Source organism: Streptomyces sp. NPDC001980, from assembly GCF_040296885.1.
Classification (GTDB): Bacteria; Actinomycetota; Actinomycetes; order Streptomycetales; family Streptomycetaceae; genus Streptomyces.
The window spans coordinates 1-22,878 of record NZ_JBEOYD010000005.1 but is presented as its reverse complement, the minus strand read 5'-3'; the positions used below and the strand labels follow the sequence as shown (position 1 = coordinate 22,878).

Sequence of the window (22,878 nt, the reverse complement as noted above, 5' to 3'; positions counted from 1 at the left end):
AATTCACCGCTCTCCGGACGAGCGCGCCACCGAGGCACGCCGTCGCATCGTGTTCCATCTCCGAGGCCCCTGAGGGCCCCCGGCTCCCCGCTTTCTACCAAAGCGAGGTTGCCGCATCGCAAGCGCCGCCCGCGCAGCGGGCTCGTCGCGCGCGAAGGCGATCAGCAACCCGATGGCGAACATGGTCGGCAGCAGGGCGGAGCCTCCGTAGGAGAACAGCGGGAGGGGGACGCCGGCGATCGGCAGCAGGCCGAGCACCGCACCGATGTTGATCACTGCCTGGGCGGTGATCCAGGTGGTCACGCCTCCCGCGGCGTACCTCACGAAGGGGTCCTCCGTGCGTCCGGCCACGCGGATACCCGCATAGCCTAGAGCCGCGAAGAGGGCCAGTACCGACAGCGTCCCCGCCAGGCCCAGTTCCTCACCGGTGACGGCGAAGATGAAGTCGGTGTGGGCCTCGGGGAGTTGTCCCCATTTCTCCACACTCGCACCGAGGCCGGATCCGAAGAGTCCGCCGGAGGCCAGGGCGTAGATGCCATGAACCGCCTGCCAGCAGTCGGCGACACCGCTCTTCGGCTCCGTGGCGCCGATGCAGGCGAGCCGGGCCATGCGGTTGGGGCTGGTCTTGATGAGGATCACACCGAGCACGCCCGCGATGGACAGCACCCCGGCGAACAGCCGGGTCGGCGCCCCCGCCAGCCACAGCACACCGAAGAGGATCGCGGTCAGGATGATCGCCGTGCCCATGTCGCCGCCGAGCATGATCAGCCCGAGCAGCAGGAAGCTCACCGGAACGAGCGGCACCAGCATGTGCTTCCACTGGGTCAGCAGCCGCTTCTCCTGCTTGCGCGCCATCAGGTCGGCGCCCCACAGCACCAGGGCGAGCTTGCCGAACTCGCTGGGCTGGATCTGGAAGGAGCCGCCGAGGGAGATCCAGTTCTGGTTGCCGTTGACGGACATCCCTATCCCGGGCACCTGCACCAGCGCCATCATGAAGACGGCCCCGGCGAGGATCGGGTAGGCGAGCGCCCGGTGCAGTTTCACCGGCATGCGCGACGCCACGAGCAGCAGCACGCCCCCGATGCAGGCGGCCAGGAACTGCTTCCGGAAGAAGAACGAGCCCGGCAGCGACATCTGCAGCGCGGTGATCTGGGAGGCCGAGTAGACCATCACCAGGCCCAGCACGATGATCAGCAGACTGCCGCCGAGGATCAGGTAGTACGCGGTGAGCGGCCGGTCCCAGGCCCGGTGGGCGCGCGTGTAGAACCGCCGCAGCGGGTTCTCGCGCGAGGCGCGGGGCGCGGCGGGCCGGCGGACCGCCCGCTGTACGGGCGGGCGGCCGGTGCGGCTACCGGACATCAACGCCTCCGCTGAACGTCGACCGTCCCACGCGTCCCTCCCAAGGTCGCCCGGCAGGCGGCCGGGTCAGGCGCCGAGTTCGCGAACCGCCTGGGCGAACGCGTCACCGCGCTTGTTGTAGTTGGCGAACATGTCCATGGAGGCACAGGCGGGTGCCAACAGCACCGTGTCTCCGGCGACGGCGAGTCGCCGCGCCTCCTGGACCGCCGCGAGCATCGCCCCAGTGTCGGTCCGGTCGAGGTCGACGACCGGGACTTCCGGCGCGTGTCGCGCGAGGGCCTCCCGGATGAGGGCGCGATCGGCGCCGATGAGCACCGCACCGCGAAGTCGCTTTGCCGACTTGGCGACCAGCTCGTCGAAGGTCGCCCCCTTCGCCAGACCGCCCGCAATCCATACGATCGACTTATATGACGCCAACGAGGCTTCCGCCGCATGGGTGTTGGTCGCCTTGGAGTCGTCGACGTACGCGACCCCGTCGACGTCGGCCACGTGCGCGATGCGGTGGGCGTCCGGCGTGAAGGCCCGCAGCCCGTCCCGTACGGCCGTGGGCGGCACCCCGAAGGCGCGGGCGAGGGCCGCGGCGGCAAGGGCGTTGGCGATGTTGTGCGGGGCCGGCGGGTTGACGTCGGAGACCTCGGCCAGTTCCTGCGCGTTCTTCTGCCGGTTCTCGACGAAGGCACGATCGACGAGGATGCCGTCCACGACCCCGAGTTGGGAGGGGCCCGGGGTGCCGAGGGTGAAGCCGACGGCCCGGCAGCCCTCCTCGACGTCGGCCTCCCGGACCAGTTCCTCGGTGAGCTTGTCGGCGACGTTGTACACGCAGGCGACCCGGTTGCCCTCGTAGATGCGGCCCTTGTCGGCGGCGTACGCCTCCATGGAGCCGTGCCAGTCGAGGTGGTCGGGGGCGAGGTTCAGCACGGCCGCCGAGTGGGCGCGCAGCGAGGGCGCCCAGTGCAGCTGGTAGCTGGACAGCTCCACCGCGAGGACGTCGTACTCCTCGTCCCCGAGGACCGCGTCGAGCAGCGAGACGCCGATGTTGCCGACGGCGGCCGTGCGCAGGCCCGCGGCCTTCAGGATCGACGCCAGCATCTGGACGGTGGTGGTCTTGCCGTTGGTGCCGGTGACGGCGAGCCAGGGGGCGGCGCCGGGGCCGCGGAGCCGCCAGGCGAGTTCGACGTCGCCCCAGATCTCGATGCCGGCCGCGCGGGCCGCCTGGAACAGGGGCTTGTCCGGCTTCCAGCCGGGCGCGGTGACGATCAGCTCGGTGCCCTCGGGCAGGGTGGCGCCGTCGCCGAGCCGTACCGTGACGCCCAGGGCCTCCAGTTCGGCGGCCTGTTCACGCGCGCGTGCGTCGTCGCCGTCGTTGACGACCGTGACGACCGCCCCGCGCGCGTGGAGAACCTTGGCCGCCGGGACACCGGAGACGCCGAGCCCGGCGACGGTGACGTGCTTGCCCTGCCAGTCGGTCACTTGTCCGCTGCCCATCCTGCATAGAAGAGGCCGAGTCCGACAATCACACAGATGCCCTGGATGATCCAGAAGCGGACCACCACAAGGACTTCGGACCAGCCCTTGAGTTCGAAGTGGTGCTGGAGTGGTGCCATCCGGAAGACGCGCTTGCCGGTGAGCCGGAAGGAGCCGACCTGGATGACGACCGACATGGTGATGAGGACGAAGAGGCCGCCCATGATGGCGACGAGCAGCTCCGTGCGGGAGAGGATCGCCAGGCCCGTGAGGACACCGCCGAGCGCGAGCGAACCGGTGTCGCCCATGAAGATCTTGGCCGGCGAGGTGTTCCACCACAGGAAGCCGAGGCAGGAGCCCATCAGCGCGGAGGCGATGACCGCGAGGTCCAGCGGGTCGCGCACCTCGTAGCAGGCGTTCGGGTTGGTCAGGGTCGTCGCGTTGGCGCAGGACTCCTGGAACTGCCAGACGCCGATGAACGTGTAGGCGCCGAAGACGAGCACGGAGGCGCCGGTGGCCAGACCGTCCAGACCGTCGGTCAGGTTCACGCCGTTGGACATCGCGAGGATCATGAACAGCGCCCAGACCACGAACAGCACCGGGCCGATGGTCCAGCCGAAGTCCGTGATGAACGACAGCTTGGTGGAGGCAGGGGTGTTGCCGCGGGCGTCGGCGAACTGCAGCGACAGCACCGCGAAGGAGATGCCGACGATCAGCTGCCCGGCCATCTTCGCCTTGGCCCGCAGACCGAGCGAACGCCGCTTGACGATCTTGATGTAGTCGTCCAGGAAGCCGACCAGACCCATCCCGCACATCAGGCCGAGCACCAGCACGCCCGAGTAGGTCGGGGTGTAGCCGGTGATCACCTTGGACAGGAAGTAGGCGGCGACCGTCGACAGGATGAAGGCGATACCGCCCATCGTCGGCGTACCGCGCTTGCTGGCGTGCTCTCGCGGGCCGTCGTCACGGATGTACTGGCCGTAGCCCTTGCGGGCGAGGAGCTTGATCAGCAGCGGGGTGCCGATCAGGGTCAGGAAGAGACCGATGACGCCCGAGAAGAGGATCTGCTTCATCATCGGGCATCAACACCCTCGGCACCGGTCTGGAGGAGCGCCTGGGCAACGCTCTCCAGGCCCACCGACCGTGACGCCTTGACGAGTACGACGTCCCCCGGGCGCAACTCGCTGCGCAACAGGTCGACCGCCGCCTGTGCGTCGGACACGTGCACCGACTCCTCACCCCACGAACCCTCGTTATATGCGCCCAGTTGCAGCCAGGAGGCTTCCACTCCCCCGACGGCGACGAGCTTGCCGACATTGAGCCGGACGGCGAGCCGTCCGACCGCGTCGTGCTCGGCGAGCGCCTCGTCCCCGAGCTCGGCCATCTTGCCGAGCACCGCCCACGTGCGTCCCCCCTTTGCCTGTGAGGCTGTGCCCATGGCCGCGAGCGCGCGCAGCGCGGCTCGCATGGACTCGGGGTTGGCGTTGTAGGCGTCGTTGACGATGGTCACGCCGTCCGGGCGCTCGGTGACCTCCATACGCCAGCGGGAGAGGGAGCCCGCCTCGGAGAGCGCGAGGGCGATCTCTTCCGCGGACATGCCCAGCTCATGGGCGACGGCGGCCGCGGCGAGCGCGTTCGACACGTGGTGCTCACCGTACAGGCGCATGGTCACATCGCTTGCACCGGAGGGTGTGTGAAGGCTGAACGCGGGCTGTCCCGTGTCCGTGAGTCGTACGTTCTCGGCCCGTACGTCCGCTTCGGCCGACTCTCCGAAAAGGACCACCTTCGCCTTGGTACGGGAGGCCATGGCCCGCACCAACGGGTCGTCGGCGTTGAGGACCGCGGCGCCGCCGTCCTCGGCCGCGGGCAGGGACTCGACCATCTCGCCCTTGGCCTGGGCGATTTGCTCCCGGCCGCCGAACTCGCCGATGTGGGCCGTACCGACGTTGAGTACCAGGCCGATCCTCGGGGGCGTCAGGCTCGTGAGGTAGCGGATGTCGCCGATGTACCGCGCGCCCATCTCCAGCACGAGGTACTGCGTTTCCCGTGTGACACGCAGTGCGGTCAGGGGCAGGCCGATCTCGTTGTTGAGATTGCCCTGGGGCCAGATCGTGGGTGCCCGGCTGTTCAGCACCTGGGCGATGAGGTCCTTGGTGCTGGTCTTGCCCGCCGAGCCGGTGAGCGCGACCAGGGTCGCACCGGCCAGCGTCACCACGTGACGGGCGAGGGCGCCCAGTGCCTTGGTGACGTCGTCCACGACGATCGCGGGCACACCGACGGGGCGCGACGCCAGTACGGCGACCGCGCCCTGCTCGACGACCTGGGCGGCGTAGTCGTGGCCGTCCACGCGCTCGCCCACGAAGGCGGCGAACAGGCTGCCCGGCCCCACCTCGCGGGAGTCCCGGACGACCTCGCCGGTGACCTGGACGGACGGATCCGGTATGTCGTGCGTCTGCCCGCCGACGACTTCTGCGATCTCGGCGAGAGAGAGGGCGATCACAAGTTCATCCCTGGGTCTTCTGGATAGCTTCGCGAAGCACTTGGCGGTCGTCGAAGGGACGGATCACGCCGGCGATGTCCTGGCCCTGCTCGTGGCCCTTGCCGGCGACCAGCACGGTGTCGCCGGGGTGCGCGCGGGCGACGGCGGCCTCGATCGCGGCGGCCCGGTCCTCGAAGAGGAGCACCTCGCCACGCTCGTGGGCGGGCACCGAGGCGGCGCCTTCGAGCATGGTCGCGAGGATCGCGAGCGGGTCCTCGGAGCGGGGGTTGTCGGAGGTCAGTACGGCGATGTCGGCGAGCCGGGCCGCGGCGGCGCCCATCGGGGCCCGCTTGGTCCTGTCGCGGTCTCCGCCGCAGCCGAGGACGATGTGCAGCCGGCCCTTGGTGACCTTGCGCAGGGCCCTGAGGACCGACTCGACGGCGTCCGTCTTGTGGGCGTAGTCGACGACCGCGAGGTAGGGCTGTCCGGCGTCCACGCGCTCCAGGCGGCCCGGCACGCCCGGCACGGCGGCGATGCCGTCGGCGGCGGTCTGCGGGTCGAGCCCGGCGACGGCGAGGGCGACGATCGCGGCGAGGGTGTTCGCCACGTTGAAGGGGCCCGGCAGCGGCGACTTGGCGGCGATCCGGACGCCCTCGGGCCCGACGACGGTGAACGTCGAGTCCATCGGGCCGATGTGCACGTCCGCGGCCCGCCAGTCGGCGTCGGGGTGGCCCTCCGCGGAGTAGGTGACGACCGGGACGGAGGCCTCCCGGGCGAGCCGGCGGCCGTACTCGTCGTCGGCGTTGACCACACCTCGTCTGCTGCGTTCCGGGGTGAACAGCTGCGCCTTGGCCCGGAAGTAGTCCTCCATGTCGGAGTGGAACTCCATGTGTTCCGGGCTGAGGTTGGTGAAGACGGCGATGTCGAAGACACAGCCGTCGACCCGGCCGAGGACCAGCGCGTGGCTGGAGACCTCCATGGCGACCGCCTCGACCCCGCGCTCACGCATCACGGCGAACAGGGCCTGGAGGTCGGTGGCCTCGGGGGTGGTGCGCTCGGACTTGATGCGCTCGTCGCCGATGCGCATCTCGACGGTGCCGATGAGACCGGTGTTGCGCGTGGTCTTCAGACCGCCCTCGACCAGGTAAGCCGTGGTGGTCTTCCCGGACGTGCCGGTGATGCCGATCTGGAGCAGGTCACGGCCCGGGCGGCCATAGATGGTGGCCGCCAGTTCGCCCATCCGCCCGCGCGGGTCGTCGACGACCAGGACCGGCAGGCCGGTCGCGGCTGCCCGCTCGGCGCCCGTCGGGTCGGTCAGCACGGCGACCGCGCCGAGGCCGGCGGCCTGGGCGGCGAAGTCGGCACCGTGCAGCCGGGCGCCCGGCAGGGCGGCGTACAGGTCGCCGGGGCGGACCGCGCGCGAGTCATGGGTGATGCCCGTGACGTCGACGGTGTTTTCCGCGGGTTCCGGCTCGGCGGCACCCAGCTGATCGGCGAGCTCCGCGAGGGGTGTTGCGGAGACCTGAACCGGCCTGGGCGGCCCCGGATATGTCACGGAAGCGCCCTTCTGGGTGGTTTGGGACTGATCAGCGTGTGGCACGGCGGTGAGCGTACCGGGCGCACCCGCTCCGGAGCGAAGCGAGGGGCGCGGCATCCCGTGGTTCCCGGGATCGGGGGTGATCGTTGTCACGAGCTCGTTCCTGGTGGTCTGTGCGAAGTGCAGAGGCGCTGATCAGGGCTTGTAGTCGACGGGAAGATCGGCCGCCTTGGCGCCGGTCGGCGGGATCTGGAGGGTCTTGAGGGCGAACTCCATCACCTGCTTGTAGATCGGGCCGCAGATCTGGCCGCCGAAGTAGCTGCCGGCGGTGGCGTTCTGGATGGCGCAGTAGACGGTGATACGGGGCTTGTCGGCGGGGGCGAAGCCGGCGAACGACGAGGTGTAGCCGCGGTACCTGCCGGTGGCCGGATCCACTCGGTTCGCGGTACCGGTCTTACCCGCGACGTTGTAGCCGGGAATGGCCGCCTTGGCGCCGGTGCCCTGCTCGTCGTCCACGACGGACTCCAGCATCTCGGCCAGGGTCTTGGCCGTCTTCTGGCTGATCACGCGGGTCTTCTTGGGCTGGGCGGCCGGGGTGAAGCGGCCGTCGGCGCCCTTGGCGCCGCGCACCAGGGTCGGCTCGACGCGGACCCCGCCGTTGGCGATCGTCGAGTAGACGGAGGCCGCCTGCATGGCGTTGATGGAGAAGCCCTGACCGAAAGGAATCGTGTACTGCTGCGACGTCGACCACTTGTTCGGCGAGGCCAGGATGCCCTTGGTCTCGCCGGGGAAGTCCAGCCCGGAGTAGCTGCCGATGCCGAACTTGCGCAGGTACGAGTAGAGGGCTTGGTTGGCCTGTTCCTGGGTCTTGCCGAGCTGGCCGGTGGCGAGGATGGTGCCGATGTTGCTGGACTTGGCGAGCACGCCGTTGAGCGTGAGGTACCAGGTGGCGTGGTCGACGTCGTCCTTGAAGAGCCGGTCGCCGCGGTGCAGCCGGTTGGGCACCACCACGTGCGTGAGCGGGGTGGCGGCGTTCTCCTCCAGGACGGCCGCCATCGACATCACCTTGGCGGTGGAGCCGGGCTCGTAGGCGTCCTGGACGGCCGCGTTGCCCATCGCGTCGGCGTCGGCCGTCGACAGGTCGTTCGGGTCGAAGCCGGGCGAGTTGGCCATCGCCAGGATCTGCCCGGTCTGCGTGTCCTGGACGACCACGTAGCCGCGGTCCGCCTTGGACTTCTTGACCTGCTCGGTGATGGCGTTCTGCGCGGCCCACTGGATGTCCCGGTCGATGGTGAGCTCGACGTCGGAGCCGGGCACGGCCGGGGTCTCGGTGGAGCCCGCGGTGGGCACCTCGCGGCCGCCGGACTGGGCGTAGCGGATCTTGCCGTCCTTGCCGGTCAGCTCCTTGTCGAGCTGCTGCTCGATGCCGCCGCCGCCCTTGCCGTCGGCATTGACCCAGCCCAGTATCCCGGCGGCCAGGTCGCCGTTCGGGTACACGCGCTGGCTGCTCGGGTCGGCGAAGACGCCGGCCAGCACGTTGACGGTGTTGCTGCCGGTCTCGGCCTTGGTGGTGAGCGCGGTCTTCAGGTCCTTGATCTGCTTCCAGACCTGCGGGGTCTGCCGGGTGGCGAGCCGGACGTAGCGCAGGTCCTTGTTCTGCGGCCGCAGCAGCTTGACGAGGTCGGCCTGGTTCTTGCCGAGGATCGGGGCGAGCAGCGCGGCGGCCTGCTCGGGTCCGTCGTTCACCTTGAGCTGCTTGCTGGTGAACATCGTGGGGTCGGCGGTGATGTCGTACGCGTCCTCGCTGATCGCCAGCGCCACGCCGTTGCGGTCGGTGATCCCGCCGCGCTCGGCGGCCAGGGTGTGCACGACGTACCGGTTCTGCTCGGCCTTCGCCGCGTACGCGCTGGCGTCGACGGCCTGGACCTGGAGCAGGCGGCCGACGAAGACCATCAGCACCAGGGTCAGGGCGAGGCCGACCATGCGCAGCCGGGGACGGGGGCTGCCGAGGCGCAGGGGGGGTGCGGCCGGGGGGCGCGGTCCGCCCGGGCGGCGGACCGGGCGGGCGCCGGGACCGGGAGCGGACCGGCTCCGGACGGCACCCCTGGGGTCCCGGGGGCGGGGCGGCTTGGCGGGGCCGGGCACGCGGCGGCGCGGCGGCTGCCTGTTTCCAGAAGTGTCGGGCACTTCCGTCACCTGCCGGGGGTCGTGGTCGGGGCGGTCCCGGGCGTGAGGGCCGGGGTGGGTGTCGGCCCGGATGCCGTCACCGGCGCGGAGGCCGCGGATGCCGTCACCGGCGCGGAGGCCGCGGGTGCCGTCACCGGCGCGGAGCCGGTGGCCGTCGGCGCGGGCGCGGTGGCGGACTGCGTGCCGAGCGCCTCGGGGGCGGGCGGCACGGTGGTCTGCCGGAGGGCGGCGGGGCTGGGGACGCCCTTCACGGTGCCGTCCGGGCCGAGGAAGACCGGGTCGCCGCCGGGGACCATGCCGAGTTCGCGGGCGCGGCGCTGGAGGGCGTCGGGGGCGGAGTAGGCGTCGATGTCCCGCTGCAGCGCCTGTTCCTCGTCGGTGAGGTTCTTCGTCTGCTTCTGCAGGTCGTCGAGTTTGAACGAGCCCTCGCTGAGCGCCGAGTTCAGCACCAGCAGGCCGATCAGGCCGCCGCCGAGGAGCAGGACGACGAGCAGGACGAACGGGGTGCGGGCGGCCTGGCGGGCACGGCCGGCCGGAAACAGCCGGGCGAGCCGGGCCGCCCGCCCCCGCAGCTCGGGTTTCCTACTCACGTGTCCTCCGGTGGGTCCGCGAACCCCGCTCGCTCACTCGGCTTCCTCCCTGATGCGCTGGGCTCCCCGAAGACGCGCCGGAGCGGCCCGGCGGTTCTCGGCGACCTCTTCCTCGGTGGGAAGTTCGGCACCGCGCGTGAGCAGCTTGAGCCGGGGCTGGTACTGCTCGGGCACGACCGGCAGCCCGGGCGGCGCGGTGTTCGCGGCGCCGGCCGCGAACACCTGCTTGACGAGGCGGTCCTCGAGCGAGTGGTACGACAGTACGGCGATCCGGCCGCCGACCGCGAGGGCCTTCACGGCGGCCGGGATCGCCCTTTCCAGGACGGCGAGTTCGCCGTTGACCTCGATGCGCAGCGCCTGGAAGGTGCGCTTGGCCGGGTTGCCGCCGGTGCGCTTGGCGGCCTGCGGCAGCGCGTCCCGGATCAGCTCGACGAGCCGGGCGCTGTTGGTGAACGGCTCCTTCTCGCGCTCCCGGACGATCGCCGAGACGATCCGCTTGGCCTGCTTCTCCTCGCCGTACTGGAACAGGACGCGGACGAGATCACCGGCCGGGTAGGTGTTGAGCACCTCGGCGGCGCTGATGCCGGTCGTCTGGTCCATGCGCATGTCCAGGGGCGCGTCCTGGGCGTAGGCGAAGCCGCGGTCGGCCTCGTCGAGCTGCATGGAGGAGACGCCGAGGTCGAACAGCACGCCCTGCACGCGCGCGATGCCGAGGCGTTCGAGTACGGCGGGGAGCTCGTCGTAGACGGCGTGCACGAGGGTGGCACGGTCGCCGAAGGGGGCGAGCCGCTCGCCGGACAGGCGCAGGGCCTCCTTGTCGCGGTCCAGGGCGACCAGGCGGGCCTCGGGGAAGCGAGTCAGCAGCGCCTCGCTGTGGCCGCCGAGGCCGAGGGTGCAGTCGACGACCACGGCGCCCGGCCGCTCCAGGGCGGGTGCCAGCAGATCCAGGCACCGCTGGAGCATCACCGGGACATGTCGACTCTCGCTCAAGGGGGCCTCTCAGTTCCGGCACGGGGGGACGCACCGCCGGGTCCCCGCCCGCTCGGTACGCGCACCGCGCACGTGGGGAGACGGCCCGGGCACCGTGCCGGGGTCTCCAGGGGATTTCACCAGCGGGGAGAGCCTCGCCTCCCGCTTCGCGTCACTTTAGTCCACCGTGTCGCGCGGTCAATCAACCGGCCTGCACGGCGCGTACGGCGTCCCGGCCGGGGTGAGGATTCACCAGGAATCACCCGTGCGGACGTGTTTTGCCCTCCGTGTGGGTTAGCTCACAACAAGCCACGATGACGTTCTTTGTCCCCTCTCACAGCAGGCCCTGAACGGGCGTGACCAGTAACGTCATGACTATGACGACTTCCGCAGCAGTTCCCACTGGATCCGAAGGCGCCATAACCACGGACGGCACCGTGACGGACCGCCTGGTCGACGCCAACCGGACCTACGCGTCCGCCTTCACCGACCCCGGCATGGACGCCCGGCCCGTGCTGCACGTAGCCGTGGTGGCCTGCATGGACGCCCGCCTCGACCTGCACGCCGCGCTCGGCCTGGAGCTCGGCGACTGCCACACCATCCGCAACGCCGGCGGTGTGGTCACCGACGACGTGATCCGCTCCCTCACCATCAGCCAGCGCAAGCTCGGCACCCGCAGCATCGTGCTGATCCACCACACCGGCTGCGGCCTGGAGGCCCTCACCGAGGACTTCCGCACCGAGCTGGAGATGGAGGTCGGCCAGCGCCCGGCCTGGGCGGTGGAGTCCTTCCGGGATGTCGACCAGGACGTACGGCAGTCCATGCAGCGGGTGCGCACCTCGCCGTTCCTGCAGCACACAGACGACGTACGCGGGTTCGTCTTCGACGTCCGCACCGGCCTCCTCCGCGAGATCGACCCGGCCTGACCGGCCGCGCCGAAGGCTCCACCAGCCTGCACCGGGCCGCCCCCGTCGGCCCGGTCCGGGCGAATCACACCCCCTCGATCCGACCCCGGTCCCGGCCGCCCCGGCGCGGTGCTTCGACCCGCCGAGCAGACCGCGCGCCCCGGAACGTGCCCGCCGTAAGCTGTCGACCCCCTGTCGAATAGGCGGTCGAAAGGTCGCAAGACCGACATACTGCGGGCAGTTGTCCACAGGCGAGTGACACGAATCGGTAACGGCAGCAAGAATGCGGTGTGAGACGTCGCGCGGAACCATTCACGCGTGGTGTCCGTGATTCGGGGTGGGCCGGTTGTGCGAGACGACGCACCGGCCGGGCAATGACGGGCCGAGGAGGGCCGGGTGACGACCTATGACGATCGAGCGAGCCTCACTGATCTGACCGCCACTGTGGAGCGGGTCCGCAGTTCGGTGGAGGGTGTGATCGAGGGCAAGCCCGAGGTCGTACGGCTTTCGCTGACCGTGCTGCTCGCCGAGGGACATCTTCTGATCGAGGACGTCCCGGGCGTGGGCAAGACGATGCTGGCGAAGGCGTTGGCGCGGTCCATCGACTGCACGGTGCGGCGTATCCAGTTCACGCCCGACCTGCTGCCGTCGGACATCACCGGCGTGTCCATCTGGGACCAGCAGCGCCGGGACTTCGAGTTCAAACCGGGCGCCATCTTCGCCCAGATCGTGATCGGCGACGAGATCAACCGCGCCTCGCCCAAGACCCAGTCCGCGCTGCTGGAGTCGATGGAGGAGCGGCAGGTCACGATCGACGGGCAGACCTACGAACTGCCCAGCCCGTTCATGGTGGTGGCCACCCAGAACCCGGTCGAGATGGAGGGCACCTACCCGCTGCCCGAGGCCCAGCGCGACCGCTTCATGGCCCGGGTCTCGGTCGGCTACCCCAGCGTGGAGGCCGAGTTGCAGATGCTCGACATCCACGGCGGGGTGAGTCCCCTGGAGGACCTCCAGCCGGTGGCGCACGCCCATGACGTCGTGAAGCTGATCGAGGCCGTGCGCGGGGTCCACGTCGCCGAGCCGGTCCGCCGGTACGCGGTGGACCTGGTCTCCGCCACCCGCACCCACCCCGACCTCAGACTCGGCGCCTCCCCGCGCGCGACGCTGCACCTGCTGCGCGCGGCCAAGGCGTCCGCGGCCCTGAGCGGCCGGGAGTACGCGCTGCCGGACGACGTGCAGGCGCTCGCCGTGGCAGTCCTGGCGCACCGGCTGCTGCCCACCGCCCAGGCCCAGCTCAACCGGCGCACCGCGGAGCAGGTCGTGCAGGAGATCCTGCAGTCCACCCCGGTGCCCGCGGCCCCCCAGCAGCAGACCGGCTTCGGCGGTCTGGGCCGGGGCGTGCCGGCGTATCCCCAGCAGCCCCCGCGGAGTCTGTGATGGGTGCCCCGGCGGAGGCCGACCGCGAGGAGACGGGCGGGATCCGCACGGCCCTGGCCGGGCTGACCACCCGCGGCCGCTCCTTCCTCGCGGCCGGCATCGCGGCGGTGATCTGCGCGTACATCCTCGGCCAGGCCGATCTGCGCCGGGTCGGGCTGCTGCTCGCCGTGCTGCCGCTGATCTGCGCGGCCGTGCTCTACCGCACCCGCTACCGGGTGGCCGGCAGCCGCCGGCTCTCCCCCGCGCGGGTGCCGGCCGGCAGCGAGGCCCGGGTGCATCTGCGGATGGACAACGTCTCGCGGCTGCCCACCGGCCTGCTGATGCTCCAGGACCGGGTGCCCTACGTCCTCGGCCCGCGCCCCCGCTTCGTCCTGGACCGGGTGGAGCCGGGCGGCCGCCGCGAGGTGTCCTACCGGGTCCGCTCGGACCTGCGCGGCCGCTATCCGCTGGGCCCGCTCCAGCTGCGCCTGACCGACCCGTTCGGCATGTGCGAACTGACCCGCTCCTTCTCGACGTTCGACACCCTGACCGTCATCCCGAAGGTCGAGCCGCTGCCGCCGATCCGGCTCAGCGGCGAGGCGAAGGGGTACGGCGACGGGCGGCAGCGTTCGCTGGCCCTGGCCGGCGAGGACGACGTGATCCCGCGCGGCTACCGCTACGGCGACGACCTGCGCCGGGTGCACTGGCGCTCCACCGCCCGCTACGGCGAGCTGATGGTGCGCCGCGAGGAGCAGCCGCAGCGCGCCCGCTGCACGGTGCTCCTTGACACCCGGGGCGGCGCCTACGAAGGAGCGGGCCCGGACTCGGCGTTCGAGTGGGCGGTGTCCGGTGCCGCCTCGGTCCTGGTCCACATGCTCGAACGCGGCTTCTCGGTCCGGCTGTTGACCGACGCCGGCAACTCGGTGCCCGGCGAGGGCGCCGACGGTTTCGCGGGCACCGGCCAGGAGTCGGCGGAGGCGGCCGGGCTGATGATGGACACCCTGGCGGTGATCGACCACTCGGACGGCACGGGCCTGTCCCGGGCCTACGACGTGCTGCGCGGCGGGAACGAGGGGCTGCTGGTGGCCTTCTTCGGCGACCTCGACGAGGAACAGGCGACGGTGGTCGCGAAGATGCGCCAGCGCAGCGGCGGCGCCGTGGCCTTCGTACTGGACCCGGACACCTGGGTCGGGGAGCCGACCGACGTGCCGGCTCCGGGCAACCCGCACGAGGAGCGGCTGCGGATGCTGCGCGAGGCCGGCTGGACGGCCGTCAGCGTGCCGCGCGGCGCCGGCGTGGCCGAGCTGTGGCGGCAGGCCGACCGGGAGCGCACCGGGCTGGCCGCGCTGAGCGGGGAGGCATGGCGATGAGCGGACGCGCCCGGCTCGCCCTCACCGCGGCGGCGGCGACGCTGATGGCCTCCTGCGCTTTGCTGCCGCTGGTCTCCCCGGTGACCTGGCTGTTCCAGGCGGCGTTCCTGCTGGCGGTCCAGACGGGCGTGGGCGCGGCCGCCCGGCGGGTGCCGCTGGCCCGGGCGCTGACCGTGGCCGCACAGGCCCTGGTCACGCTGCTGATGCTGACCATGGTCTTCGCCCGGAGCCACGCGATCGCCGGGGTGATCCCCGGCCCCGACACCTTCCGGTACCTCGGCGACCTGCTCCAGCAGGGCTCGGACGACGTCAGCCGGTACGCGATACCCGCGCCGCTGACGCCCGGCATCCGGCTGATGGTGATCGGCGGGGTGCTGGTCGTCGGGCTGGTCGTGGACACCCTCGCGGTGACCTTCCGCAGCGCGGCCCCGGCCGGGCTGCCGCTGCTCGCGCTGTACTCGGTGGCGGCGGGGCTGTCCGACGGGCCGACCGACTGGCTGTGGTTCCTGGTGGCGGCGGCCGGCTATCTGATGCTGCTGCTCGCCGAGGGCCGGGACCGGCTCTCGCAGTGGGGCCGGGTGTTCGGCGGGGCCGCGCGCGCCCCGGGCGGCCAGGAGAGGGGCGCGGTGGCCCCGGTGCGCACCGGGCGCCGGATCGGTTTCGCCGTGCTGAGCGTCGCCCTGTTCGTGCCCTTCGTGATGCCCTCGATCCAGGGCGGCCTGCTGGACGGCGCCGGGACCGGTGTCGGCGTGGGCGACGGGAACGGCGGCACGATCTCCGCGGTCAACCCGCTGGTGTCGCTGCGGGACAGCCTCAACGTGGACGAGGACCGCCAGGTGCTGTCCGTGCGGACCAGCAGCGACGACGTCTCCGACCTGTACCTGCGGATCGTCTCCCTGGACGACTTCGACGGCACCACCTGGAAGCCGGCCCAGCGGCACATCACCGGTGTGCCGGACAAGTTCCCGACCCCGGCAGGACTGGGCGCCGACGTCAAGCGGACGACGGTGAAGTCGACGATCGCGGCCGCCGACTGGTACGCCCAGGACTGGCTGCCGATGCCGTACCCGCCGAGCGGGGTCAAGGTGGCCGGCACCTGGCGCTACGAGCCGGTCGGGATGACCCTCGTCGGCGACCACGGGCAGAACACGCGCGGTGAGACCTACCAGGTCACCAACCTGGACGTGCAGCCGACGGCGGAGCAGCTGGCCGCGGCGCCCGAGGCCTCGGCGGCGATGAAGAAGGAGTACACCAAGGTGCCCTCCTCGCTGCCGTCCGTGGTGGCGCAGACGGCGAAGGAGGTGACCGCGGGCTCCACGAACCACTACGAGGAGGCGGTCAAGCTCCAGGACTACTTCGCGGTGACGGGCGGCTTCCAGTACGACACCCAGGTGGAGGTCGGCCGGGGCGAGGGCGCGATCGCGAACTTCCTGAAGCAGAAGCGCGGTTTCTGCGTGCACTTCTCCTTCGCGATGGCCGCGATGGCCCGGACGCTGGGCATCCCGGCCCGGGTCGCGGTGGGCTTCGCACCGGGCACCCCGCAGGCCGACGGCACGGTGTCGGTGGGCCTGAAGGACGCGCATGCCTGGCCGGAGCTGTACTTCGAGGGTGTGGGCTGGACCCGCTTCGAGCCGACCCCGACCCGGGGCACGACCCCGTCGTACACGGTGTCGCAGACGCCCGGCTCCTCGGTGCCGGACGAGACCCTGCCCTCCAAGGGCGCCTCGGCGGCGCCGTCGGCCTCGGCCTCGCAGAGCGAGAGCTGCACGCCGCAGCTGCGCAGGCAGGACGCCTGCGCCAGCCCGTCCGCGGCGGCCGCGGTCAAGAGCGGCGACGGCGGGCCGCCGTGGTGGCAGCTGGCCCTGTGGGCGCTCGGCGGTCTCGCCGTCCTGGCGGTGCCGCTGTCGCCGATGCTGTACCGGCAGCAGGCGCGGGCAAGCCGGCTCGGGGGCCACGACCGTACGCCCCCGGGCGTGGCGGCACACACGCTGGCGGTCTGGCTGGAACTGACCGACACCGCCTGGGACTTCGGCATCCTGCCGGACGAGTCGCAGACCCCGCGCAACGCGGCCGCCCGGATCGTCCGGCTCGGCCGTCTCGATCCGGCCGCCGGGGCCTCGGTGCACCGGGTGGCGGACGCGGTCGAACAGGTGCTGTACGCGCCGCGGCCGAGGCCGACGGCGGGCCTCGCGGACGATGTCCGCCGGGTGACGGCCGCGTTCAACGGCACGGTGGGCGTCCCCACGCGCCTGCGGGCCCTGTTCGCTCCGCGATCGAGCGTGCGCGTGGTGTGGGCGGCGTCGGCAGGCTGGGCCCGGCTGCGGGAACGGGTGTCGGCGGCCCGTCCGACCCTGCGAAAGCCGTCGGAGCAGGAAGGCTGACCTGGGGGCGGCGCGGGGGGGCGCTTACCGGCGCCGGCAGGGTGCCGCCCGCGGCTGGGGCTTAGAGACGCGGCTGGACAGCGCCCCGTAAAAGGCGCTGGGGGTACCCCCGGCCGAAGGCTGGGGGAGGAACTGCGCGACCAGCCCCCACGCACCCGCAGTAACGCACGGCCCGCAGCAAGGTCGTTGGCTCCGGCCGACTGAACAACGCCTGAGGGGTGACCACCAGCCGGCGGTCACCCCTCAGTCACGCTCTGTTCGGCCTGTCGGCCCTTCCGGCGAAGCCGTCAGTGGCCCTGCTCGTCGCGGCGGCGCTGCCAGCGCTCCTCGATGCGGTCCATCATGGAGCGCTTCGGCCGGCCCTGGCGGCGGCCCTGCGGGCCTGCCGCGGGCTGCTCTCCGGGCTTGGGGGCCTTGCGCCAGCCGGTGACGGCGAGAACCGCGCAGCCCAGCATGACGAGGAAGCCCACCACGCTGACCCAGACCTGCTGCACGACCATTCCGGCGATGAGGAGCGCGATACCCACGAGGAAGCCTGCCACCGCCTGGTAGACCCGTCGCCGGGTGTACATCCGCAGGCCGCTTCCCTCAAGCGCTGTCGCGAACTTGGGGTCTTCGGCGTACAGCGCTCGCTCCATCTGCTCAAGCATTCGCTGCTCGTGCTCCGAGAGCGGCACGGCGTCCTCCTCATCGTGCAGTCGCCGGGGCGACCCGGGGGGTCCCTTCAGGATAGGCAGGGAATCGCCCCCGTGAAACCCGCCCCTCTAGGCCAATTGGCCAACCGGAACCCGCCATGGCAGTCCCGGCTCGCTGAGGCTTCCATTCCCCGGCAGCCGACCCGTCATGCCGGGTTGGTCTCCCTCGATCATACGGCGCAAACCCCTCGATCGGGGGGCCTGTGGCGTACTCCATCCGCTGTCGAGCCCCTGATCAGCGGGCTCGTCTCAGGAGAATCTCAGGCCCCGGCGGCACCCGGTGTCTCGCCGAGCACGTGCAGCTGGGTGGCGACGGCGTGGAAGGCGGGGAGCTCGGCCGCGGCGGCCTCCAGCTTGAGCAGGGCGTCCATGGCGCCCGGCTCGGTGTCCACCAGGACTCCGGGGACCAGGTCGGCGAAGACCCGCACGCCGTGCACGGCGGTGACGGCCAGGCCCGCGCCCTCGACCAGGCCGGTGAGCTGCTCGGCGGTGAAGCGGCGCGGCATCGGGTCGCCGCTGCCCCAGCGCCCGTCGGGGTCCTCCAGGGCCTGCTTGGCCTCCGTGAAGTGGCCGGCGAGGGCGCGGGCGACCACGGCCCCGCCGAGCCCGGCGGCGAGCAGACTGAGGACGCCCTCGGAGCGCAGCGCGGCCACCGTGTTGCGCACGCCCTCGGCCGGGTCGTCGACGTGCTCCAGGACGCCGTGGCAGAGGACCACGTCGTGGGCGCCGCGCTCGACCACGTCGAACAGGCCGAGGACGTCGCCCTGGACGCCCTTGACCCGGTCGGCCACGCCGGCCTCGGCGGCCCGGCGCTCCAGCGCGAACAGCGCGTTCGGGCTGGGGTCGACGACGGTGACGCGGTGGCCGAGGCGGGCCAGGGGGACGGCGAAGTTGCCGCTGCCGCCGCCGGTGTCCAGGACGTCCAGCGCGTCCCGGCCGGTGGCCTTGACCCGGCGGTCGAGGGCGTCCTGAAGAACCTCCCAGACCACGGCGGTACGGAGAGAAGCGCGGGGTCGAGTGGGGTCCGGCACGGCAGTTGACTCCTCGGCGCGGCACCGCCTGTTGCCCGGCGGCGCGAACTCGGTGCCTCCCCGGCCCGGGGTGCGGGAGGCGGGAAGGCTTCAGGCGCTCTCCACCCTATTGCCTCCGCCGCCCGTTGCCCCCGCCGCCTTGCCTGGTCATCCCGCGTCGGGCAGCTCCCTTCCCGGGTCGCCGGCCGGCCGCTCCCCGTCCTGCCGGCGCGGCTGCGGCAGCACCGGCTGGAGGACGAGCATCCGCTCGACGATACGGACGAACATCGCCACGTCGCGTATCAGGTCGTCGGCGTCCCGGCGGCCCGCCGCGCCCTGGATGCCGGCCTCGGCACGGGCCCGGCGGGCGGCGCCGGAGGCGAACAGGGCGCTCCACTCGGTGAGCTCGGGCGCGACCTCGGGAAGCACCTCCCAGGCGCTGCGGATCCGGGCCCGGCGCCGGGGCGAGGTCTCGGGGCGGGCGCGGGCGGCGAGCACGGCGGCCGCGGTGCGCAGCGCGGCGAGGTGGGCGGTCGCGTAGCGCTCGTTGGAGGTGTCGAGCAGTTCGGCCTCGTCCAGGGCGGCACGGGCCTGGGTGAGCAGGTCGAGGGCGGCGGGCGGGGCCGTGGCCCGGCGGAGCACGGGGTGCACATCGCTCGCCGGGCCGGTCAGTGAGGGGGCAGGGCCGGTGGCGCGGCGCCGGTGGGCGGCGGACGCTGACGAGTTGGCCATGACGAACCTCCTGTCGTCTGAGTGACGGCGCCCTCACACGGGGTGCCGTATGTGCCCATCGTGAGGTATGGCACTGACAATCCGTTCTGACCTGGGCTTTTGCTTCGATCGCAAGTTCGGGCTACTTTTTGCACTGACCAGTCAGTTCAAAAACAACGCCACAGGGGGGAACCTGTGCACGGCGTACCTGTCACGGCCGAGCGCCTCGGGCTCAAGGGCCCGCGGGGCTGGGCGTTCCAGGGGATCTCCCTGGACGCCGGGCCCGGCGCACTGATCGCGGTGGAGGGGCCGTCCGGCTCCGGCCGCACCTGTCTGCTGCTCGCGCTCACCGGCCGGATGAAGGCCACCGAGGGCACCGCGACCGTCGGAGGGGCCCGGCTGCCCAAGCATCTGTCGGCGGTGCGCCGGATCAGCGCGGTGGCCAACGTGGCCGGGGTCACCGACCTCGAACCTGCCCTGACCGTCGGCGAGCACCTGCGCGAACGGGCCCTGCTGCAACGCCGGTTCGGCGACAGCCTGCGCGCGCTGCTGCGGCCCCGCGCGGAACGCAGGGCGCGGGCGCAGCAGCGCATCGACGACGCCCTGGCCGCCGCCGGGCTCGACCTGGAGTCGCTGCCCAAGGGCGCCCGGACCGCCGTACGGGATCTGGAGCGGATCGAGGCGCTGCGGCTGTCCGTGGCGCTGGCGCTGGTGGGAAAGCCGCGGCTGCTGGCCGTGGACGACGCGGACCTGAAGTTGTCGGAGTCCGAACGGGCCGAGGTGCGGGCGCTGTTGGCGTCGATCGCCGAGGCCGGGACGACGGTGGTGGCGGTGTGCGGCCAGGCGATGGCGGGGGCCGTCGTCGTGCGCACCGGAAGCACCGGAAGCACCGGAAGCACCGGAAGCACCGAGACAGCGGAGGCAGCAGAGGTATCGGAAGGGAAGGAGGCCGGCGATGCGCTCACCGCGACTGGCCGCGCTTGAGCTCAGGCGCTTCGGACGGGGCAGGCTGCCGCGCGCAGCCCTGGTGGCCCTGCTGGTGCTGCCGCTGCTGTACGGCGCGCTGTACCTGTGGTCGTTCTGGGATCCCTACGGCCGCCTGGACCGCGTCCCCGTGGCGCTCGTCAACGACGACAAGGGGGCGACCGCGAGCGGGAAACGGATCACCGCGGGCGACGACATCGTCACCGGGCTGAAGGACAGCAGGACCTTCGACTGGCACGAGGTGAGCGCCGCCGAGGCCCGCCGGGGCGTCGAGAACGGCACGTACTACCTGTCGCTGACCATGCCCGCCGGCTTCAGCGCGCGCGTCGCCTCCAGCGCGGGCGACTCCCCGGAGACCGGCGCGCTCCAGGTGCGTACGAACGACGCGAACAACTACATCGTCGGGCAGATCTCCCGCACGGTCTTCAACGAGGTGCGCTCGGCCGCGTCCACCAAGGCGTCCCGCTCCTTCCTGGACCGGATCTTCATCTCGTTCGCCGACATCCACGGGCAGACCGTGAAGGCCGCCGAGGGCGCCGACACCCTGGCCGGCGGCATCGGGAAGGCCAAGAAGGGGTCGAAGGACCTCGCGGACGGCCTCGCGGACGCCAAGACCGGCAGCGGGAAGCTCGCCAAGGGGATCAAGAAGCTGGACGCGGGCGCCGGCACGCTGGCGGACGGCTCGCGGCAGGTCGCGGACGGCACCCAGGCCCTCGCGGACCAGGTCGACGGGGTCTACGGCAAGGTCGGCCCGTACCTGGCGAAGAACGAGAAGACCATCGGTGACACCGCCCGGCTGGTCGCCGACTCGGCACAGACCGTCCGCGACAACCTGGGCGTCCTGGTGAAGACCGCTCCGGCGGCCGCGAAGACCGCCCACGTGGCCGCCGACACCCTGGACCAGGTCTACGCGGCGCGCTGCTCGGCGGACCTGCTGACCGACCCGGTCTGCCCCGACCTGAAGAAGGCCAGGGACGCGGCCGACGACGTGGCCGGCGTCGCCGACGACCTGAACGCGCTGATCGCCGACCAGAACGGCGACCTGAAGACGCTCGACGAGAACCTCGGCACGCTCCAGACCCAGGCGCAGGCCCTCGCCGACCGCGCCCCGCACCTCTCCGAGGACGTCGCCGACGCCGTCAAGAAGATCGACAAGCTGAACGACGGCGCGGCCCGGGTCGCCGCGGGCGCCGCGAAGCTGCGCACCGGACTCGGCACGGCCACCGCCGGCGCCACCGGTCTCGACAGCGGCCTCGGCAAGCTCGAGTCCGGCGCCTACGACCTCAACGGCGGGATGTACAAGCTCGCCGACGGGTCCAACACGCTCGCCGGCGGCCTGCACGACGGCGCGGCGAAGATCCCCGACTACGACAAGCAGGACCGCGACCAGCGCACCGGGGTGATGTCCGACCCGGTCCAGCTCGCCTCGCAGGACCTGCACAAGGCGCCCAACTACGGCACCGGGTTCGCCCCGTACTTCATCCCGCTCTCCCTGTGGGTCGGCGCGATGGTGGCCTACATGCTGATCCAGCCGCTCAACCGGCGTGCCCTGGCGGCCGGTTCGGCGGGCTGGCGGATCGCGCTGGCGGGCTGGCTGCCGGTGGTCGCGGTCGGGGTGCTGCAGACGGCCGCCCTGATGGCCGTACTGCACTGGGCGATCGGGCTCCGGATGGCCCGCGCGGCCGGGACGGTCGGGTTCCTGTTCCTGGTGGCGGCCTGCTTCGCGGCGATCGTGCAGTGGCTGAACGCGCGCTTCGGGGCGGCGGGACGGATCCTGGTCCTCGCCCTGCTGATGCTCCAGCTGACGTCGGCGGGCGGCACGTATCCCGTGCAGACCAGTCCGGGCTTCTTCAACGCGATCCACCCGTTCCTGCCGATGAGCTACGTCGTGGCGGCGCTGCGGCGGCTGATCACGGGCGGCGGGCTGGGGCCGGTGTGGCAGGCCTGTGCCGTCCTGGTGGCGTTCACGGCGGGTGCCCTGGCGCTCACCGCGCTTTCGGCCCGGCGCCGCCAGGTGTGGACGCTGGACCGGCTGCATCCCGAGCTGAGTCTGTGAGGACGTCCATGACCTTGTCTTCCGTGCCCGCGGGGGCCGCCGTTCCTGTGAGAATCAGGACCATGGAAAGCAGCAGCACCACGGGCGGCAGCACACGCCGTGAGGCCACCCGGCAGAAGCTCTACGAGGCCGCCGTCACGCTCATCGCCGAGCAGGGCTTCTCGGCCACCACGGTGGACGAGATCGCCGAACGGGCCGGCGTCGCGAAGGGCACGGTCTACTACAACTTCGCGAGCAAGTCGGTCCTCTTCGAGGAGCTGCTGCGGCACGGCGTGGGCCTCCTCACCGCCTCGCTGAAGGAAGCCGCCGAGCGGACCGCGCGGGAGGGGGGCAGCCGGGTCGACGCCCTGGACGCGATGGTCCGCGCGGGCCTCGTCTTCATCGACCGGTACCCGGCCTTCACGCAGCTCTACGTGGCGGAGCTGTGGCGCACCAACCGGGCCTGGCAGTCGACGCTGATGGTGGTCCGGCAGCAGGCCGTCGCGGTCGTCGAGGGGGTGCTGCGCGAGGGCGTGGAGAACGGCGAGTTCAGCGACGAGATCGACATCCAGCTGACGGCGGCCGCGCTGGTCGGGATGGTGCTGGTGGCCGCGCTGGACTGGAAGTCCTTCCAGCCGGAGCGCTCCCTGGACGACGTCCACGCGGCGCTGTCCCGGCTGCTCCAGGGGCGGGTGAGCGGGAAGGGCTGAGCCGGCGGTCGGGGACCGTGTAGACGGCGAGGTCCTCGAAGCGGGTGCCGCGGAAGAAGGTGCAGGCGATCGCGAG

General features: G+C 71.9%; 18 protein-coding genes. 7 read left to right on the top strand and 11 right to left on the bottom strand.

Translation table 11 applies throughout. From position 1 onward, the window contains the following. Positions 1-3 precede the first annotated feature (3 nt). From ftsW to rsmH, 8 genes are all read right to left on the bottom strand, one after another. Positions 4-1,359, bottom strand: a complete 1,356-nt coding sequence (gene ftsW / locus ABT137_RS09020) for a putative lipid II flippase FtsW (RefSeq protein ID WP_351704806.1) — start codon at positions 1,357-1,359, stop codon at positions 4-6. Between the two features lie 66 nt (positions 1,360-1,425). Next, positions 1,426-2,844: a UDP-N-acetylmuramoyl-L-alanine--D-glutamate ligase gene (gene murD, locus ABT137_RS09015; protein WP_351704803.1), complete on the bottom strand. Its 1,419-nt coding sequence runs from the start codon at positions 2,842-2,844 to the stop codon at positions 1,426-1,428. After that, entirely contained in the window at positions 2,826-3,896 is a 1,071-nt protein-coding gene (gene mraY, locus ABT137_RS09010) for a phospho-N-acetylmuramoyl-pentapeptide-transferase (RefSeq protein ID WP_351497047.1), read from the bottom strand. The genes murD and mraY overlap by 19 nt, the downstream gene beginning before the upstream one ends. Then, entirely contained in the window at positions 3,896-5,323 is a 1,428-nt protein-coding gene (locus ABT137_RS09005; protein ID WP_351704800.1) for a UDP-N-acetylmuramoyl-tripeptide--D-alanyl-D-alanine ligase, read from the bottom strand. The genes mraY and ABT137_RS09005 overlap by 1 nt, the downstream gene beginning before the upstream one ends. A gap of 4 nt (positions 5,324-5,327) precedes the next feature. Next, the gene (locus ABT137_RS09000; RefSeq protein WP_351704797.1) at positions 5,328-6,992 is read right to left on the bottom strand and encodes a UDP-N-acetylmuramoyl-L-alanyl-D-glutamate--2,6-diaminopimelate ligase; all 1,665 of its coding nucleotides are present in this window, start codon (positions 6,990-6,992) and stop codon (positions 5,328-5,330) included. Positions 6,993-7,034: 42 nt separating this feature from the next. Then, the gene (locus tag ABT137_RS08995; RefSeq protein ID WP_502984493.1) at positions 7,035-9,035 is read right to left on the bottom strand and encodes a peptidoglycan D,D-transpeptidase FtsI family protein; all 2,001 of its coding nucleotides are present in this window, start codon (positions 9,033-9,035) and stop codon (positions 7,035-7,037) included. Beyond that, entirely contained in the window at positions 9,032-9,616 is a 585-nt protein-coding gene (ftsL, locus tag ABT137_RS08990) for a cell division protein FtsL (RefSeq protein WP_351704791.1), read from the bottom strand. Before ftsL ends, ABT137_RS08995 begins: the two co-directional genes overlap by 4 nt. Positions 9,617-9,649: 33 nt before the next feature. Continuing rightward, positions 9,650-10,606, bottom strand: coding sequence for a 16S rRNA (cytosine(1402)-N(4))-methyltransferase RsmH (rsmH, locus tag ABT137_RS08985; RefSeq protein WP_351704788.1), 957 nt, complete (start codon positions 10,604-10,606; stop codon positions 9,650-9,652). A gap of 356 nt (positions 10,607-10,962) precedes the next feature. On the opposite strand from rsmH, the gene ABT137_RS08980 reads away from it, so the two are divergent. The 4 genes from ABT137_RS08980 (at position 10,963) to ABT137_RS08965 (ending at position 16,657) form a co-directional block, all read left to right on the top strand. Then, positions 10,963-11,511 carry a beta-class carbonic anhydrase gene (locus ABT137_RS08980; protein ID WP_351704785.1) on the top strand — a complete coding sequence of 183 codons (549 nt, stop codon included), beginning with the start codon at positions 10,963-10,965 and terminating at the stop codon, positions 11,509-11,511. 375 nt (positions 11,512-11,886) lie between these two features. Next, on the top strand, positions 11,887-12,927 hold the full coding sequence (locus ABT137_RS08975) for an AAA family ATPase (protein ID WP_351704782.1): 1,041 nt from the start codon (positions 11,887-11,889) through the stop codon (positions 12,925-12,927). Next, complete coding sequence (locus ABT137_RS08970) at positions 12,927-14,276, top strand: DUF58 domain-containing protein (RefSeq protein WP_351704779.1); 1,350 nt, start codon at positions 12,927-12,929, stop codon at positions 14,274-14,276. The genes ABT137_RS08975 and ABT137_RS08970 overlap by 1 nt, the downstream gene beginning before the upstream one ends. Beyond that, positions 14,273-16,657, top strand: a complete 2,385-nt coding sequence (locus ABT137_RS08965) for a transglutaminase TgpA family protein (protein WP_351704776.1) — start codon at positions 14,273-14,275, stop codon at positions 16,655-16,657. The genes ABT137_RS08970 and ABT137_RS08965 overlap by 4 nt, the downstream gene beginning before the upstream one ends. A 287-nt stretch (positions 16,658-16,944) precedes the next feature. Here the strand turns inward: ABT137_RS08965 and ABT137_RS08960 are convergent, their stop codons facing one another. From ABT137_RS08960 to ABT137_RS08950, 3 genes are all read right to left on the bottom strand, one after another. Then, complete coding sequence (locus ABT137_RS08960) at positions 16,945-17,334, bottom strand: SCO2097 family morphological protein (protein WP_351704773.1); 390 nt, start codon at positions 17,332-17,334, stop codon at positions 16,945-16,947. 278 nt (positions 17,335-17,612) lie between these two features. Next, positions 17,613-18,383: a methyltransferase gene (locus tag ABT137_RS08955; protein WP_351704770.1), complete on the bottom strand. Its 771-nt coding sequence runs from the start codon at positions 18,381-18,383 to the stop codon at positions 17,613-17,615. A 147-nt stretch (positions 18,384-18,530) separates the two neighbouring features. Then, entirely contained in the window at positions 18,531-19,094 is a 564-nt protein-coding gene (locus ABT137_RS08950) for an SAV_6107 family HEPN domain-containing protein (RefSeq protein ID WP_351704767.1), read from the bottom strand. Between the two features lie 174 nt (positions 19,095-19,268). Between ABT137_RS08950 and ABT137_RS08945 the strand changes: the two genes are divergently transcribed. The 3 genes from ABT137_RS08945 (at position 19,269) to ABT137_RS08935 (ending at position 22,802) form a co-directional block, all read left to right on the top strand. Next, a complete protein-coding gene (locus ABT137_RS08945) occupies positions 19,269-20,057 on the top strand; it encodes an ATP-binding cassette domain-containing protein (RefSeq protein WP_351704764.1) in 789 nt (262 codons plus the stop codon). Beyond that, the gene (locus ABT137_RS08940) at positions 20,029-22,113 is read left to right on the top strand and encodes a YhgE/Pip family protein (protein WP_351704761.1); all 2,085 of its coding nucleotides are present in this window, start codon (positions 20,029-20,031) and stop codon (positions 22,111-22,113) included. Before ABT137_RS08945 ends, ABT137_RS08940 begins: the two co-directional genes overlap by 29 nt. Positions 22,114-22,175: 62 nt before the next feature. Then, the gene (locus ABT137_RS08935) at positions 22,176-22,802 is read left to right on the top strand and encodes a TetR/AcrR family transcriptional regulator (RefSeq protein WP_351704758.1); all 627 of its coding nucleotides are present in this window, start codon (positions 22,176-22,178) and stop codon (positions 22,800-22,802) included. The last annotated feature ends 76 nt before the right edge of the window (positions 22,803-22,878 follow it).